We start from the raw sequence: 17,849 nt of genomic DNA, 5'->3' as shown, positions 1-17,849 counted from the left end.
TGCATACGCGTTACGCACCCGTGCGCCACTTTTCGTTGGGGCAAGCCCCAACTATCGTTCGACTTGCATGTATTAGGCCTGCCGCTAGCGTTCATCCTGAGCCAGGATCAAACTCTCCATTGTAAAATGTGTTGTCCAAAACTGACCAGTTTTAACTATTGTTAAAAATAGTCCTCTTTTTTTGTATTAATGTTGTCTGTTAGACACCACCTCTAAAACCAGGCTACTAAAATCATGTACTTTGATCAGTACCCAATTAAACTCGCTCTCGCATACATTGACATCTCTTTTAAGAACTTTATCGGCATAAACCTCGCGGCTGCCTATTTATATATCTTCGCTCCTCAGTTTCGGTTGGTCTTGTTCGTCCATCCTGTGTTTAGGCTCGTTTCAATCTTGTTTCTGTTGGTCGCTGTGGCATCCGCCACCTGACCTCTTTTCCGCTTCCTCTCGGTTGGGAGTGCAAAGGTAGGAAACTTTTCCGAACCTCCAAATAAAATAATAACTTATTTTTTTTCGTGGTCCCCTTTCCCTCTACCCTTTCAATATGGCCCTCTTACCGGCCAACCGTCTCCTCCGAAGCGGGATGCAAAAGTAGGAATAATCCGGCAGTTTCCAAATAGTAGAGGCGAAAAACTTACGGCATTTCCATAAGTCGCTCTGCGATAGGGAAAAAAAATCAGGCGGGGAGGCAAACCTTTTCCCCATCGAGGTGTTTGGGGCATGGGCGCAGGCCTTTCCCGCTGATTTAAGATATAAGGGGAGCTGATCTAAGGGATCTCATTTTTATGGGGATCTTTCGGTTCTGCGCCCGGTCATGGTTCCCTGCAGCGTCCGTGCCACCTATATCCGACCACAATGGAAAACCCGCAGCCCCGATCCTTTTTCGGGGCGAGGATTTGGAATGGAGGGCGGGACTATCCTTATATATATATAGCTGGAACGTGATCTCCTAACAAATGATTTAATAGCTATTCTATTTATATGGAAATTTTATAGATTAGTTACATGATAGCAATAAAGCGTTGGGGTGTTGATTTACTTGGGTTATTGTTTCCAAATTTATGCAATGCTTGCGGAACTTCATTGTTTCATAGCGAAAACGTGATCTGTACCAAATGCTTATATGATATGCCTTTTACGGATTACCACTTACATGCGGAGAATAGGGTAGCGAAACAATTGTGGGGCCGATTACCGTTAAATGCAGCAATGGCTATGCTTAATTTTAGGAAAGGCGCTAAGGTTCAAAACCTAATACACAATTTAAAGTATAACGGAAAAACAGCGGTAGGCATTGCCTTAGGTAGCTTGCTTGGTGAAAGGTTGAAAGCTAGCCCACTTTACAATGGTATCGATTTAGTGATCCCTGTGCCTCTGCACCGTAAAAAACTGAGGCTTAGGGGATATAACCAGATACTTATATAGCAGAGGGCATTGCAGAGAAAATGGGTATTACTTTTAGTGAAGATAATTTAATTCGCATGGTTTCGACGGAAAGTCAAACGAAAAAAAGCAGGTATAATCGTTATGAGAACATGCAGGAGGTTTTTAAGGTGATCTCACCTGATTTAATTTTAGGAAAACATCTTATTAATTGATGACGTAATTACCACTGGGGCAACTTTAGAGGCCTGTGCCAATGAACTTCTGACAAATGGTGCTGGAAAGGTTAGCATCGCCGCTCTGGCCTTTGCAGAATAAAGGATTATAGATTTTCTATTGTAGAAACTCGAACAAATATCTAAGTTTGAGTATGCGCATATTTATTGGCTTCATTTTAATAGGTATTATTTTTTCGGCTTGCAGGAAAGATGAAAGTATAACCGATGACCCGAGTGCAAAGCTAACTTTATCTAAGGACAGCATTTTTTTTGATACTGTTTTTACATCTGTAGGTTCTGTAACCAAACGAATAAAAATTTCGAACAGGAATAGTGATGCGGTAATTGTATCTCAAGTTGAATTGGCTGGTGGGAATGCTTCGGCTTTCAGTATAAATATAAATGGCGAAAACTCAGCTGTTGAGCACAATTTGATTATTAATGGACAGGACTCGCTAAATATTTTTGTAAAGGTTAACATTAATCCTGATGATAAAAGCTTGCCCTTTATTGTTCAGGATTCCATTATCTTAAATACGAATGGGAATAGACAAGTAATAAAGTTGTTGGCTTATGGGCAAAATGCTGTTTTTATTAATGGCCTATCGATTAATAGCAACACGACTTGGACGAACAACCTGCCGTATATTATTTATGGCTCTGCAACGCTCCGAAATGGTTTTTCATTAACGATTCAACCTGGGGCAAAGATTTATTTCCATAAGGATGCGACTTTAAATATCGAAGGAAACCTGATTGCCGCCGGATCGGCCGTGAACCCGATATTGTTTTGTAGCGATCGGCTTGAGAGTTCTTACAGCGACGAGCCAGGTCAATGGAAAGGTATCTTTTTAAAACGAAATGGCAGTGGCATTATTAAGAATGCGGTTATTAAAAATGCATCTGTTGGCATTACTGCCGATTCACTGTCTCCAAACACTAATCCGAAGTTAATTTTAAGCAATAGTGTAATTAAGAATATGCAGGTTGCTGCCTATATAGGTTACCATACAGAGTTGCTTGCCTTTAACAATTTAATGTACAACTGTGGAAATTACCTGATTTATGCAACAGGTGGCGGAAAATATAATTTGAAACAGAATACTTTCGCAGGATATAATCTGGATTTTCCACGAAAAACCGCAGCATTGAGTTTCTCTGATTATTTATCGGCCAAGGCCTATAACAAGCTAGAACTGGATTTAACAAATAACATTATTTGGGGAAACCTTGAAAATGAACTGGATATTCAAAGAAAGACTTCGGCTATTATTGAAACAAAGATTTTTAACAACTTGATAAAAACCTCTACAACAACTTATAACACTAACGGGAATATATTAAATATTGAGCCTGCCTTTGTTGCTAGTAGTTTAGATAATTTTGAATTGCAGGATAACAGTATGGCTTTGAAGAAAGGCTACAACCTAAGCTCAGATCCATATTTCGGCACTCATCTAAACAAAGATATAAAGGATAAAACAAGGAATTTCCCTTCTTCATTAGGCTGTTATGAGAAATATTAATTTTTTTCACTTCCTCTAAAACAATTTTAGCTGAAAGACGTTTATATATTCGAGAGCGTTAATTTAGATGGTAAGGGTCGATATTTCTGATAAAGAATATCGGCCCTTTACTTTATAAGCAAGATTTTAAGGATTTTGGGATGATAAGATAATAGCCTACGAAATGACCAAGATTAATGGATTATGGGATTTACAAAACTATAGTCTACAAATTTGACTAGGAATTTAAGGATTTTGGGATGATAAGATAATAGCCTACGAAATGACCAAGATTAATGGATTATGGGATTTACAAAACTATAGCCCACAAATTGATCAAGATTAATTCATTGACAACATATAGTAAACAAAAAAGCAGCTACAAATGAATGTAACTGCTTTAGGCTAATGTTTCCAAAGCCAATACTAGCAATATTATTTATATAGTGGAAATGCGCTTACCAATTTATAAACTTCAGCTTTAACGGCGTTAAGGTTTGCCTCATCTTCTGGGTTAGTTAAAACCTGATCGATCAAATCTACAATTTGCTGCATCTCAGTTTCCTTTAAACCACGAGTTGTAATTGCGGCTGTACCTACACGAATTCCTGATGTTACGAATGGTGATTTATCATCGAAAGGAACCATGTTTTTATTTACGGTTATCTCGGCCTTTTCTAAGGCATTTTCGGCAACTTTACCGGTAATGTTCTTATTACGAAGATCGATCAACATTAAATGGTTATCCGTTCCACCAGAAATAATTCCATATCCTTTTTCAACAAAAGCCTTGGCCATTGCCTGTGCATTTGCTGCTACTTGTTTAATATAATCACCATACTCATCAGTCAAAGCTTCGCCAAAAGCAATTGCTTTTGCTGCAATAATATGTTCTAACGGACCACCTTGAGTGCCTGGGAAAACAGCCATATCCAGTAAGTTACTCATCATGCGTGTTTCACCCTTTGGCGTTTTTAATCCCCATGGGTTTTCGAAATCCTTACCCATCATAATCATACCACCACGAGGACCACGTAAGGTTTTATGTGTTGTAGTAGTTACAATATGGCAATGCGGAAGTGGGTTAGCCAGCAATCCTTTTGCAATTAAACCTGCAGGATGAGAAATATCGGCCAATACCAATGCGCCAACCTTATCGGCAACAGAACGGATAAAAGCATAATCCCACTCACGTGAATAGGCAGATGCACCGCAGATGATTAACTTTGGTTTTTCTGCCAACGCAACTTCTTCTAATTTTTTATAGTCGATCAATCCGGTTTCTCTTTCAACACCATAAAAAAATGGTTGATATAACTTACCTGAAAAATTTACCGGAGAACCATGAGTTAAGTGACCACCGTGAGAAAGATCGAAACCTAAAATTTTATCACCAGGTTGCAAAACCGCCAACATTACCGCAGCATTTGCCTGTGCGCCAGAGTGCGGCTGAACGTTAACCCACGCAGCACTGAACAATTCCTTAGCCCTATCTATAGCAATTTGTTCTACAACATCTACTACTTGGCAGCCACCATAATAACGTTTTCCGGGCAAACCTTCAGCATATTTATTGGTTAATACCGAACCAGCAGCTTCCATTACCTGCTTACTTACAAAGTTTTCTGATGCAATAAGTTCTAAACCGTGCTCTTGGCGATCTAGTTCCTTATCAATAAGTTCAAAAATTTGGTTGTCGCGTTTCATCGTTATAGGTTTGTATTTTTTTGGCAAAAGTAAGAAATTAATCGTTAAAGCCTAGGTGAATATGAGTTAATTAGCGCCATTGATCAATTTAAACATTAAGAACGCTAGCCCTCGGTTTTATAGGTTTTGGAAATGAAAGATTTACCCATTGTGGTGGCCGATAGTTCTGCTAACTTTTCATACCCGAAGAACTTTTGTAGATAATAAGGCATGCAAATAAAAACCCAAATACATCTGCTTAGAATTGGGAGCTTTACGCTTATAGGAGGTTGAGAAAGCAAGGTAAATCGCTATTTTGAAGTAGGAAAAAACCCAAAGCTATTTTTGATATAGAATTTAAAATTGGCGCCTTGCAACCCCAAATAGCGATAAAAGCCTATATTATTAAACGGGATTGGAATGATATCCTTTTTGATGCAATGCACTAAGTTCAATGATCGCTTTCACAAAAAGATTTAATGTAAAGCCCGGCGAACATTAACAGCGCTATAGGTTTTGCTTTTCAAAAAACAGGCAATCAAACTTTTAAATAAATAATAGTCTTCCAACTTGGCAATTACTTAATTAACGGCTTTTACCTTAAAATTGTTAAACCCACTTCCAATGGTAATCTCGACAATTTGTTGCTGCAGCATCTCTAAGATGGCGAGAAAATTATACACAAAATGCACTTTGTTATCTGAGTTTTTAAGTACAAGCGCAAAGTCAATCTGCTCATTAATATTTAAAAGGTTGGCGATAAAATGTTTTTGCTGCTCTATGGTATAAGGGTATTGGATAACCGTATGTTTTACCTCTTCACTACGCAAATCATATTTCTGCATGGTACGCTGGTAAACTGTGAGCAATTTATACAGATCTAAAGATAGAAGTTCATCTTGATGGGTGGAGGATTCTGCGGCAAGGTTTAAATCGTATTCGATGTTACCTCTTCGCTCCTGCTTCAATCTGGCATCTTCAAAAACTTTCATTTCCTCTGCAGCCGATTTAAATTGCTTGTAGGCAATTAATCGGGCAATCAGGTCTTGCTCTGGATTAATTTCATTTCCAGCCTCGTCTACCTCTATTCTTGGTAAAAGCATTTTGGATTTTATCCGCATTAAAGTAGCGGCAACCAAAATAAACTCGCTTGCTACTTCTACATTTAAGGCCAGGAGTTGGTGAATATAAGCCAAAAAATCGTTGGTAATCTTTGCAATCTCTATATCCTGAATATTCAGTTCATCTCGTTCTATAAAGAACAGCAACAAATCGAATGGTCCTTCGAATACCGGAAGTTTTATCTCAAAATTTTCTGATTGCATTAACGGCAAATATAGTAGGTTTTAACAAAAAAAAGGATACGGATTATGCTAGTTGAAGCTGAAGTTTGGCGATTTAAAACTACACAAAAGAGCTATACACAAGCAAGATATCATCTAGTACTTTTGCAGGAATAATGGCATTAACTTCAATCATCTCCGTAAACTACAATCAACCCTTGGTAACACTCGAGTTTTTAAGGTCGGTTCGGGCACACTTACCAGCAGCATTTACCGAAGTGATATTGGTTGATAATGGAAGTGTAGAGGATTATGGAGATGACTTTAAAAAATGTTATCCCGGACTTAAATATATTCGATCGGAGAGTAATCTCGGCTTTGCCGGTGGCAATAACCTAGGTGTAAAAGAAGCAGGTGGCGAATATATCTTGATGCTCAACAATGACACAGAAGTAATTCCTGGATTGATCGATCAGCTTGTTAAGGAGATGAAAGAAAACCCTGAAATAGGCATTATTTCGCCATTGATATATTATTTTGATAATCCGTCTGTTATACAATATGCTGGTTTTACAGAAATGAATTACCTCACTTGCAGAAACAAGGCAATTGGATTTATGGAAGAAAACGATCAACAGTACAACCAAATAAGCGGGGAAACAGGTTATTGCCACGGCGCTGCGATGATGTGCAAAAAGGCAGATCTTTTGGCCATTGGTGCTATGGCAGAACAGTATTTTCTTTATTATGAGGAATTAGATTGGTGCGAGCAATTTAAAAGAGCTGGAAAAAAGATTTGGTTTACTGGCAAAACCCATATTTTTCATAAGGAATCTATGAGCGTGGGAAAGGAAAGCAGCATCAAAACCTTTTTTATGACACGTAATAGAATGCTTTTTATCAGAAGGAACACTGGAGCATTTAACACAGCTATCTTTACATGCTATTACCTTTTAATTGTTGCGCCAAGAGAAATATTTAGGTATTTGCTAAAAGGCAAGAAAGAGCTGGCTGCACAAGTAATTAAAGGTTTAAGATGGAACTTAAACCACTCAAAAGAAAGCAGGGATATAGGCTATAAACCTCCCAATTAATAGCCTCAAAATAAAATGGTAGTAAAGTACTATTGAACGCCCTAAACATCATCAATACCTTCGCAGCATACCTAAACATTGGCGTTTATCAAAAAAAATTAATACCGCCAAGTTGGTAAATCGCTAAATCTTATGATTACACTTTTTTGGATTGCATTATTTTTGGTTATATACACTTATGTTGGTTATGCCATACTACTCTATATCATCATCAGAATAAAAAGACTTTTTAAGGACAATAAGACTGTTGATGCAAATGTTAGTTTACCAACTGTAACCATTCTTGTAGCCGCTTGGAATGAGGAGGAAATGATTTTTGAGAAGATCAAGAATACCCTCACCCTAAACTATCCAAAGCAATTAACACAGGTTATTTTTATTACCGATGGATCTACAGACCGTACTCCAGCACTAATTAACACTTTCAACAGTATATTGCTTCTCCATAACAATGATCGTAATGGAAAAATGGCCGCTATCAAAAGAGCAATTCCTTATGTTCAGGGTGAGATCCTGATATTTACTGATGCCAATACTTTTCTAAATAAAGATGCAGTGAGAGAGTTGGTTAAACACTATCAACATCCAAAAGTTGGCGCAGTGGCAGGAGAAAAACGAATACTAGTAAATGAACATGCTGATGCCAGTTCTGCGGGTGAGGGATTTTATTGGAAGTATGAATCTGCACTCAAAAAATGGGATTATGAATTATATTCTAACGTAGGAGCTGCTGGAGAACTATTCAGTATACGAACCAATTTATACCAGCCGGTGGAGGCTGATACCATTATCGACGATCACATGATTGCAATGAGGATTGCGGAACAGGGCTACGTTATTGCCTATGAGCCAAACGCCTACGCCATGGAAACAGCATCAGCAAATACCGCAGAAGAACTAAAGCGTAAAATTAGGATTGCAGCGGGTGGCTTACAATCTATTTTAAGACTTAAAAAAGCTGCCAACCCATTTCATTATCCATTACTTACTTTCCAATACATTTCTCATCGAGTACTAAGGTGGACTATTACCCCATTTCTTTTGGTGCTTATACTTGGACTAAATATTCTGATCGCACTCCATCAACCTAAACCTTTTTATATTACAATGTTAATTTTTCAGGTCATATTTTATGGCTGTAGCCTACTTGGTGCCTTATTTGAGCGCAAGAATATCAGGATTAAATCTTTTTTTATTCCATACTACTTTTGCGTAATGAATTATGCAGTTGTTGCAGGGATTTTTCGTTACCTCAATAAGAATCAAAGTGCTGCATGGGAGCGATCGAAACGCAAATAGTGCATTTGTACGAAATGGCTATACATACTGCAACTCACTTATTCACAATCAGATAATATAGGAGTTAATAATTTGGTAGGAAAGGGCTATATGTCAATTTCGACTGGGGATCTAATTTCGCAATACTAATTTTGAGATAAATAAAACACTTCTACTAAAAAATAAATATGAAAATAGCAGTAATTGGTACCGGTTATGTTGGGCTAGTAACAGGCACATGCCTTGCCGAAACAGGAAACGATGTCACATGTGTAGATATTAACGTGGCAAAGATCCAAAAAATGCAAGCAGGTGAACTGCCGATATATGAGCCAGGCCTCGATCTTCTTTTTCATCGTAATATTAGTCAGAAAAGATTAACATTTACCACAGATCTTGCACTTGCTGTAAAAGATGCGCAGATTATTTTTATGGCGCTACCAACTCCCCCAGGTGGAGATGGTGCTGCAGATCTTTCTTACATTTTAGGGGCAGCAAAAGACATTGCGCACTTAATTACGGATTATAAAATCATCGTTAATAAATCAACTGTACCCGTTGGAACAGCGGATAAGGTAAGCGCAATTTTCAAAACCTATACCGATATAAAGGTTGATGTAGTTTCCAACCCAGAATTTTTAAGAGAAGGAGTTGCTGTAGACGACTTTATGAAGCCAGATCGCGTAGTGCTGGGTACCACAAGTGAACATGCAAAAAAGATTATGACCGAGCTTTATGCACCATATGTACGTCAGGGTAACCCGATTTTGTTTATGGATGAGCGCTCATCTGAACTAACCAAATATGCAGCAAATTCATTTTTGGCAACTAAGATTACGTTTATGAACGAAATCGCTAACCTTTGCGAACTTCTTGGTGCAGATGTTGATGCGGTTCGAAAAGGAATGGGCTCAGATGAACGCATCGGCAAAAGATTTCTCTTTCCTGGTATAGGATATGGTGGCTCGTGTTTTCCAAAAGACGTTCAGGCACTTGTTAAAGCTTCAGACGAAAATGTTTACGATTTCAAGATCCTTAAATCCGTAATGGAGGTTAATGAATTGCAGAAAACTATATTGGTGGATAAGGTAATTACCTATTTCAATCAAAACATTAGCGGTAAGCATTTTGCAATTTGGGGACTGGCCTTTAAACCAGAAACCGATGATGTTAGAGAAGCCCCTGCGTTATATATCATTAAAGCCTTGTTGGATAATGGCGCCAGCGTTAGTGTTTTTGATCCAGAGGGAATGGAAAATGTTAAATCGATATTTGAAGATAAAATTAATTACGCCACAGACCAATATTCAGTATTAGAGGGTGCAAACGCATTACTTATTGCAACGGAATGGTCTGTTTTTAGAAATCCCGATTTCGAAAAAATGTCGGCAATAATAGCAGATAGGGTAATTTTCGACGGGCGAAACCTATTTGAACTCGCAAAAATGATAGAATTGGGCTACTACTACAACAGCATTGGAAGAGCGCTTATTGAAGTTAAGGAAGATGAAATGCTTCTTCAGCAAAAGTAATATCAAATGAACTATACAAATATGAATGCTGATCAATTGGTTTCAAGCCAGCAGAGAAAACGAATATTGATTACAGGTGCAGCCGGGTTTCTTGGCTCCCATCTATGCGATCGTTTTATCAAAGAGGATTTCCATGTGGTGGCGATGGATAACCTTATAACTGGCGATTTACAGAATATTTCTCACTTATTTCATTTGGAAAACTTTGAGTTTTATCATAACGATGTTTCAAAATTCGTACACGTTCCTGGCAAAATAGATTATATACTGCATTTTGCATCACCAGCAAGCCCAATCGATTATTTAAAAATCCCAATACAAACCCTTAAGGTTGGTTCATTAGGAACGCATAACTTATTGGGCTTGGCAAAGGCTAAGGGTGCTAGAATGTTAATAGCCTCAACTTCCGAAGTTTATGGCGATCCATCGGTTAATCCTCAACCCGAAGAATATTGGGGAAATGTAAACCCTGTGGGCCCAAGAGGTGTTTACGACGAAGCAAAGCGTTTCCAAGAGGCCATGACCATGGCATACCATACCTTTCACGGGCTTGAAACGAGAATTGTGAGGATTTTTAATACCTACGGGCCAAGAATGCGATTGAATGACGGCCGCGTTTTGCCTGCCTTTATTGGCCAAGCACTTCGAGGTGAGGATTTAACGGTTTTCGGAGATGGAACTCAAACCAGGTCATTCTGTTATGTAGATGACTTAATTGAAGGAATATATAGATTGTTGTTTAGCGATTATGCACAACCCGTAAACATTGGTAATCCTGAAGAGATTACGATGATGGATTTCGCTGAAGAAATTATTAGGCTAACTGGAACTACACAAAAGATTATCTGTAAGGAGTTACCAACAGATGATCCTAAACAAAGACGACCAGACATAACCAAAGCAAGAGCTTTGTTGGGTTGGGAACCAAAAGTGAACCGAGCTGAAGGACTAAAAATCACTTACGAATATTTCAGGTCGCTTCCAGCAGCTTTACTTGAGCAAACAGAACATAAGAATTTTGTTCACTACAATAAATAAAATACACTAACCAAATATATTAAGGAGCAACTCATTCAGTTGCTCTTTTTTTTGCAATATCAAGACGAATTGATTATTTAACTACAGAAAGTTTTATAGCCATTAGTGATATTGATGTATTGAATAGATATATGAAAACCAAAAATAGCCCATATAGACTATAGTTATCGACCAATGTCAGGCTTATATTTGAGACATAGAAGAGGAACAAGAAATTAACTATATAATCTTGATAGCTAGCCTTTTATATTAGTTCAATTTTAATACCTCTCACAATAAACCAGTTTCGTGTATGTCCCCTACTACAGTTACAGACCTGTTTTCAATCAAGAGCAAAGCCTACCCTAACAATATTGCGCTAGAATTTTACGAGCAATCTTTATCCTACGCAGAATTGGAGAGAAAGTCAAATCAGCTCGCCAATTATCTGATCAAATGTGGCATAAAACCAAAAACCCTTGTTCCAATTCTGGCTGAGCGTTCATTTGAGATGATCATTGGAATATTGGCCATCCTAAAAGTGGGCGCTGCCTATGTACCGATTGATCCAGCCTCCCCAACTATTCGTAAAACATACATTATTGATGAGTTGAATGCAACAGTACTACTTACTACCATTAAAAGTAAAATGGATTTTGAGGGAACAAGTATCTTACTAGATCAAGATGCTGAATTGATTGACCAGATGCCAGATTCCGCACCTATCATAGCTAAAAGTGAAGATGATTTGAGCTATATCATTTTTACTTCGGGCTCAACCGGAAATCCAAAAGGCGTAATGATTCAAAATAAAGCATTAACCAGTTTTATAGGTAATCAAGGCGATTATTATGGCATCAAGGATTCGGACAGGATTTTAATGTTTTCCAGTTATTCATTTGATGCATCTGTAGAACAACTCTTTTTAGCCCTCACGAATGGTGCTTGCTTAATCCTGCTTGATGATGAACTGCTACTCGATGTTGAAAGGTTTTCTACTTACATAGAAAATAAAAAAGTTAATCATTTAGATGGTACCCCAGGCTTTCTCGAAAATCTTGATCCAAAGCGGTTTACAGCTGTAAAAAGAATTATTGCTGGAGGTGATGTATGTAGGAAAAGTCTCTTCTTAAAATGGAAAGATCAAGTAGAATTTTATAACGTATATGGCCCAACAGAGGCCTGTGTAACGGCAATAAGCTATAAATGTAATGCCGATGATGAGCATGGCCTACATACCATCCCAATCGGGAAATCATTAAAGGGCGTATCAATATTTCTGTTAAATAAGGAGCAAAAATTAGTTGCTCACGGCGAAGTTGGAGAAATTTACCTTGGAGGCAATCAACTTGCAAAGGGATATTTAAACCAAAATGCCATTACTCAAGAGCGCTTTATCAGCATCCCCAACATTAGTGATGAGCGCCTCTATAGAACCGGAGATACTGGTAAGTGGCTTGAAGGAAATAATTTGGAGTTTATTGGCAGGATTGATGATCAGGTAAAGATTCGTGGCTACCGAGTAGAGCTCGGTGAAATTGAAAACGTGATTTCTACGTTTCCACAAATTCGGCAGTGTGTTGTCTTAGCAAAAGAAACGCCCGATTTGGTTAAGCAGCTTGTTGCCTTTATCGTATCAGATACTACAATAAATAAAAAGGAAATAGAAGGTTATTTAGCTGGGAGATTACCAGAATATATGGTGCCTAGACTTTGGGTTGAGCTAAAAAGCGTCCCATTAACTGTAAACGGAAAAATTGATAAGAATCTATTATTAATTCCGGATAGTGCAGAATTGCTAACCAACACCTATGTGGCTCCAAAAACAGCCCAAGAAAAAATACTCGCTAATATTTGGAAGCAGGTACTAGGTGTAAGGAGAGTTGGTGTTACTGATAATTTTTTCGATTTGGGAGGCAATTCACTTTCCTCACAGCGGGTAATTATCGCTATGGATGCTGAACAATTCACTGTACCCATCAGCAAGCTTTACCAATTCCCATCCATTAGTGGAATCTTAAAATATATTGCAAGCCTTAAGCAATCAATCAAGCGAAACCAGAATCAGACAAAAAAAGAATTAAAATCAGAGGTTGCGGTGATTGGGATGGCAGGCAGATTTCCTGGCGCCGAAACGATTGATGAACTTTGGGCACTGTTGTGCGAAGGTAAAGAAACAACTACCTTTTTCAGGGATGATGAATTAGAAGCTGACCTGCCTAAACACCTAACAACGGATGAACTTTATGTAAAAGCCCGAGGTGTAATCAAAAACCCAACGATGTTTGATCCCTCATTTTTTGGGATAAACAAGAAACTGGCTGAACTTATGGATCCGCAGCAGCGGATATTTCTGGAAATTGCTTGGGAAGTATTAGAAAAAGCTGGTCACCTGCCATCGAAATCTGCTTACAAAACAGGTGTTTTTGCAGGTTGTGGACCTAATTTTTATTACGAAAATAATATCCTTGCCCATCCAGATAAAATTGAAAACTTAGGAAAATTACAGGTAACCACCGTAAACGATAAAGATTATATAGCCTCTCGAACGGCCTACCATTTAAATTTGAAAGGCCCGGCAATTAATATTAATTCGGCTTGTTCTACGTCGCTACTGGCAATTTTAGAAGCAGTAAATAGCCTCCGAGCTGGTCAATGCGAACTGGCCATAGCTGGAGGATCGAGCATTAATGCCTCAATAAATAGCGGCCACCTCTACCAAGAGGGCAGTATTTTAAGTAGGGATGGCCATTGCAGACCTTTCGACGATCAGGCAACAGGTACGGTTTTTAGTGATGGCTCAGGAATTGTTCTTTTAAAAATGTTGGCAGATGCAGAGCGAGATGGCGATAAGATTTATGCCGTTATTAAGGGTGTTGGCGTGAGTAACGATGGTGCCGATAAGGCTAGTTTTACAGCGCCAAGTGCACAAGGTCAGGCCGAAGCAATCAGCAGTGCCATTATAGACGCAGGCATTGAGGCAAGTGAGATTAGCTACATTGAAACCCACGGCACAGGAACACCAATCGGAGATCCGATAGAATTTGATGGATTGGTTGATGCATTTGGAAACCAAGAAAAACAACAGTATTGCGCAATTGGCTCAATAAAAAGTAATTTCGGACACCTTACTGAAGCTGCTGGCGTAGCGAGTTTTATTAAAACATGCCTTTCCCTTCATCACCAGAAACTTTTACCATCTATTGGTTTTGAAGTACCAAACAAGAATATCAATTTTAATAACAGCCCGTTTTTTGTAAACACCAAGCTTAGTAATTGGGAAAGCGAAAACAGGATTGCTGGGGTAAGTTCTTTTGGTGTGGGTGGAACCAACGTCCACCTAATTGTTTCTGAATATCAGAACCAAGCAAAATATCCCGTAGCCGATCAACCATACTCCTTACTTACCTGGTCGGCGGCAACCGATACAAGCCTACAGGAATATGGAAAGATAATGGAAGAGCATGTACTTAATAATCATGAAGTAAATGCTCAAGACCTTGCCTATTCATTAGGAAAATCAAGACACGATTTCAATCATCGGGAATTTTTAGTAATCGACAATAAACAATCAATCGCCCAACAAATGGCTGCTCATAGAACACAGCGGTCAACAGTTAGCCAACTGTTAAGGTCTCCAGATGAACTTGTGTTTGCATTTCCTGGCCAAGGCGCTCAGTTTGAAACCATGGGGATCGACCTTTATGAAAACGAACTCGTTTACAAAGCGGCGATTGATGAGTGTGGTGAGCTGCTAAAGGAATTTATATCAACAGATATTAGGGAAATCATTTTTGTTAGATCCACTAACGGTTCTCCAAATTTATTAAAGAATACGCAATTTACACAACCAGCACTTTTTGCTACGGAATATGCCATGGCAAAACTGTGGATGAGCTGGGGCTATAAGCCCGACTTATTCTGCGGGCATAGTGTTGGTGAGTATGTTGCTGCACATTTTGCAGGAATTTTTACCTTAAAAGATGCCTTAATGTTAGTGGCTTTCAGGGGCTTAATGATTAGTAAATTACCCGAGGGAAGCATGCTTTCTGTTCGTTATGAACATAAAAAAATAGCAGATTTATTAACTTCAGGTTTGTCGATTGCTGCAATAAATACCGATAATTTGTGCGTTGTTGCTGGCCCTCACGCAGAAATTGACGCTTTCAAAAACGTGTTAGATCAGCTTGAGATTCCTAATAAAGCCTTATTTACGAGCCACGCCTTTCATTCTGCAATGATGGATCCTGTTATCCCAGCGTTTAGAGAATTGGTTGCTCAGGTAATTTGTTCAACACCCCAAATTCCAATTATTTCGAGCGTTACAGGCCAATTATTAAGCGATGAAGAAGCCCTAAGTACAGATTATTGGGCAAACCATTTAAGGCAAACAGTAAAATTTTCTGCAGCCATAGAAAATATAATCGAAAATTATAATCCTACTTTCCTAGAAGTTGGTCCTGGGCAAACGCTTACCACCTTAATTAAGCAAATAAGTATGGCTAAAAAAATAGCCGTAACAGCTGTAGCAAGCCTCCCACTCCATGCAAATGGAAGCCAAAGTACGCTAACTGCTATAGGAAATATGTGGAATGCGGGCGTGACTACAAACTGGGATCTATTTTATAAAACCCACCAACTGAATTTTATCGAATTACCAACCTACCGTTTCGATCGCCAAAAATATTGGGTAGATGCAGTAAACAATAACCTTATTGCTCCAGTGCATGGAGCAAAAAACGCACAGAATCCGGCAGGAATACCAGACAATGAAAATATAGAAATGAGAAAAAATAACCTGATCGCTAGTGTAAAAAAAGTGATCGAAGACGCCTCAGGAATCGAATTAGACCAAATCGACCTCAATAAACATTTCATCGAAATTGGGTTAGATTCGTTGTTGCTTACACAAGTTGCAGCATCATTAAAAAAAGAATTTCAGGTTCCAATTACCTTCAGGCAGCTAAATGATGATTGTGGATCAATAACACTACTGGTTAATTATTTGTGTTCAATTTTACCAGAACCTGAGGTAATAGCCATTGCAACACCAATTGCTACGCCAACGGTGACCATTGCAAGTGATGGAAGTTACACTGCATTATCATTAGTTTCTGCACAGTTAGAGTTATTGGCAAAGCAAATCCAGCTGATCAACAATACCCAAACCAACATTTCACCGATACCATTACCGGGAAATAGTTTTCCAGCAAAAGCTCCAATTATTAACAAAAAACCTGCTCAAGAAAACAACAATGATGAGTTAACGGCAGCCGATAAGGCGATTCTGAGCAAGCCGTTTGGTGCTACACCTAAAATAGAGAAAACAAATGGAGATTTAACTGAAAAACAGGATATCTTTTTAAAGGATCTCATCTCCAGTTACAATAAAAAAACGATTAAGAGTAAAACCTATACCGATCAAAGCCGTTCATTTATGGCCGACCCGCGGGTGGTGAATGGCTTTAAACCGGCAACAAAAGAACTGGTTTATCCGATCGTAATTTCGCAATCGGCCGGCAGTAAAATGTGGGATTTAGATGGCAACGAATACATCGATGCCTTGAATGGTTTTGGTTCTAACATGCTTGGATATCAGCCTGCATGTGTTAAGGAAGCACTTCATCAACAAATTGAAAAGGGCTTTGAGGTTGGTCCACAGCACCAACTTGCAGCAGAGGTAAGCCAATTAATCTGCGACTTTACAAAATTCGACCGCGTTGGTCTTTGTAGCACAGGCTCGGAAGCTGTATTAGGCTGTATCAGATTAGCGAGAACGGTGACAGGCAAATCGTTAATTGTTGCATTTACGGGTTCTTATCATGGTATTTTTGATGAAGTATTGGTTCGTGGAACCAAAAAACTCAAATCGTACCCAGCTGCAGCAGGCATTATGGCTGAAGCAGTGCAAAATATTCTTATATTGGATTATGGTACCGATGAAACGCTTGCGATTATTAAGGAAAGGGCCAATGAAATTGCAGGGGTATTGGTAGAGCCTATTCAAAGTAGAAGACCCGAATTTATTCCATTACAATTTCTTAAAGAATTACGTACGCTAACAAATGAAACAGCTATACCCTTAATTTTCGACGAGGTAATCACCGGATTTCGAATGGCACCTGGAGGCGCACAGGAGTTATTTGGAATTAAGGCAGACCTTGCCGCATACGGAAAAGTGGTAGGTGCTGGAATTCCTATCGGTGTAATTGCAGGCAAAAGGTTTTTAATGGATGCCCTTGATGGAGGAAGCTGGAACTATGGCGATCAATCTACACCAGAAGTTGGCATTACTTATTTTGCTGGCACATTTGTCCGCCATCCTTTAGCCCTTGCAGCAGCAAAAGCTTCGCTAAACTATATGAAAAGTCAGGGCGCAAGCTTGCAACAAAAACTGAACGACAAAGGCAATTTCATTAGCAAAGCGCTAAATCATGAGTTCTCGATCAGACAACTTCCAATAATTATTGTGAATTATGGTTCGATGTGGAAACTCAAGTTCGAAGAGGAAATTCCATACAGCGAACTTTTGTTTGTATTGCTTCGAGAACGTGGAATACACATTTTGGATGGGTTTCCATGCTTCATGACCGAGGCTACAAGCTACCACGATATTGATAAAATCATCAATGCATTCGTATGGTCGATGGATAGAATGATCGATGCTGGATTTTTTAAAGGCACTATTCCTGGCTTTGGCCGCTATGATCAAAATGCAATTGTTATCGACAATAGCAACCCTCCCCTTCCAGGCGCTAGATTAGGGAAAGATAAATTTGGTAATCCGGAGTGGTTTATTGCCGATCCGAACGATGCGCAGCTTTTTCTACAGATTAAGGCCAAATAGAAA

Annotated in this window: 10 protein-coding genes and 1 rRNA gene; 8 read left to right on the top strand and 3 right to left on the bottom strand. The window is 38.8% G+C overall.

The genetic code is table 11. The annotated features are described in order from the left end of the window. Nucleotides 1-123: ribosomal RNA gene (locus EZ449_RS19640) — 16S ribosomal RNA — on the bottom strand; the annotation flags it as partial. Between the two features lie 885 nt (nt 124-1,008). Between EZ449_RS19640 and EZ449_RS23220 the strand changes: the two genes are divergently transcribed. The 3 genes from EZ449_RS23220 (at nt 1,009) to EZ449_RS19630 (ending at nt 3,130) form a co-directional block, all read left to right on the top strand. Beyond that, on the top strand, nt 1,009-1,428 hold the full coding sequence (locus EZ449_RS23220; protein WP_225872382.1) for a ComF family protein: 420 nt from the start codon (nt 1,009-1,011) through the stop codon (nt 1,426-1,428). 159 nt (nt 1,429-1,587) lie between these two features. Continuing rightward, nucleotides 1,588-1,704 carry a ComF family protein gene (locus tag EZ449_RS23555; protein ID WP_394347147.1) on the top strand — a complete coding sequence of 39 codons (117 nt, stop codon included), beginning with the start codon at nt 1,588-1,590 and terminating at the stop codon, nt 1,702-1,704. 52 nt (nt 1,705-1,756) lie between these two features. After that, nucleotides 1,757-3,130 carry a hypothetical protein gene (locus EZ449_RS19630; RefSeq protein ID WP_131562124.1) on the top strand — a complete coding sequence of 458 codons (1,374 nt, stop codon included), beginning with the start codon at nt 1,757-1,759 and terminating at the stop codon, nt 3,128-3,130. Between the two features lie 414 nt (nt 3,131-3,544). On the opposite strand, the gene glyA is transcribed toward EZ449_RS19630, so the two are convergent. Further along, nucleotides 3,545-4,816 (bottom strand): serine hydroxymethyltransferase, encoded by a 1,272-nt coding sequence (gene glyA, locus EZ449_RS19625; protein WP_131562122.1) that lies wholly within the window; start codon nt 4,814-4,816, stop codon nt 3,545-3,547. Between the two features lie 560 nt (nt 4,817-5,376). After that, nucleotides 5,377-6,120, bottom strand: coding sequence for a segregation and condensation protein A (locus EZ449_RS19620; RefSeq protein WP_131562120.1), 744 nt, complete (start codon nt 6,118-6,120; stop codon nt 5,377-5,379). A 134-nt stretch (nt 6,121-6,254) separates the two neighbouring features. Between EZ449_RS19620 and EZ449_RS19615 the strand changes: the two genes are divergently transcribed. The 5 genes from EZ449_RS19615 (at nt 6,255) to EZ449_RS19595 (ending at nt 17,846) form a co-directional block, all read left to right on the top strand. Beyond that, nucleotides 6,255-7,172 carry a glycosyltransferase family 2 protein gene (locus EZ449_RS19615; protein ID WP_131562118.1) on the top strand — a complete coding sequence of 306 codons (918 nt, stop codon included), beginning with the start codon at nt 6,255-6,257 and terminating at the stop codon, nt 7,170-7,172. A gap of 132 nt (nt 7,173-7,304) precedes the next feature. After that, the gene (locus EZ449_RS19610) at nt 7,305-8,471 is read left to right on the top strand and encodes a glycosyltransferase family 2 protein (protein ID WP_131562116.1); all 1,167 of its coding nucleotides are present in this window, start codon (nt 7,305-7,307) and stop codon (nt 8,469-8,471) included. 167 nt (nt 8,472-8,638) lie between these two features. Beyond that, complete coding sequence (locus EZ449_RS19605; protein WP_131562114.1) at nt 8,639-9,982, top strand: UDP-glucose dehydrogenase family protein; 1,344 nt, start codon at nt 8,639-8,641, stop codon at nt 9,980-9,982. A 6-nt stretch (nt 9,983-9,988) separates the two neighbouring features. Further along, entirely contained in the window at nt 9,989-11,020 is a 1,032-nt protein-coding gene (locus EZ449_RS19600) for a UDP-glucuronic acid decarboxylase family protein (RefSeq protein ID WP_225872381.1), read from the top strand. 292 nt (nt 11,021-11,312) lie between these two features. Next, nucleotides 11,313-17,846 (top strand): polyketide synthase, encoded by a 6,534-nt coding sequence (locus tag EZ449_RS19595; protein ID WP_131562112.1) that lies wholly within the window; start codon nt 11,313-11,315, stop codon nt 17,844-17,846. Nucleotides 17,847-17,849: the final 3 nt, after the last annotated feature.

This window comes from Pedobacter frigidisoli (genome assembly GCF_004331675.1).
GTDB lineage: Bacteria > Bacteroidota > Bacteroidia > Sphingobacteriales > Sphingobacteriaceae > Pedobacter > Pedobacter frigidisoli.
Note: the sequence above shows the minus strand (reverse complement) of the source record. Positions and strands in the feature narration are given on the sequence as shown.

What these genes read in the sequence shown, in the direction of transcription:
- EZ449_RS23220 (WP_225872382.1), top strand. Translation starts at nt 1,009, where the DNA reads ATGATAGCAATAAAGCGTTGGGGTGTTGATTTACTTGGGTTATTGTTT.
- EZ449_RS19630 (WP_131562124.1), top strand. Translation starts at nt 1,757, where the DNA reads ATGCGCATATTTATTGGCTTCATTTTAATAGGTATTATTTTTTCGGCT.
- glyA (WP_131562122.1), bottom strand. Translation starts at nt 4,816, where the DNA reads ATGAAACGCGACAACCAAATTTTTGAACTTATTGATAAGGAACTAGAT.
- EZ449_RS19620 (WP_131562120.1), bottom strand. Translation starts at nt 6,120, where the DNA reads ATGCAATCAGAAAATTTTGAGATAAAACTTCCGGTATTCGAAGGACCA.
- EZ449_RS19615 (WP_131562118.1), top strand. Translation starts at nt 6,255, where the DNA reads ATGGCATTAACTTCAATCATCTCCGTAAACTACAATCAACCCTTGGTA.
- EZ449_RS19610 (WP_131562116.1), top strand. Translation starts at nt 7,305, where the DNA reads ATGATTACACTTTTTTGGATTGCATTATTTTTGGTTATATACACTTAT.
- EZ449_RS19605 (WP_131562114.1), top strand. Translation starts at nt 8,639, where the DNA reads ATGAAAATAGCAGTAATTGGTACCGGTTATGTTGGGCTAGTAACAGGC.
- EZ449_RS19600 (WP_225872381.1), top strand. Translation starts at nt 9,989, where the DNA reads ATGAACTATACAAATATGAATGCTGATCAATTGGTTTCAAGCCAGCAG.
- EZ449_RS19595 (WP_131562112.1), top strand. Translation starts at nt 11,313, where the DNA reads ATGTCCCCTACTACAGTTACAGACCTGTTTTCAATCAAGAGCAAAGCC.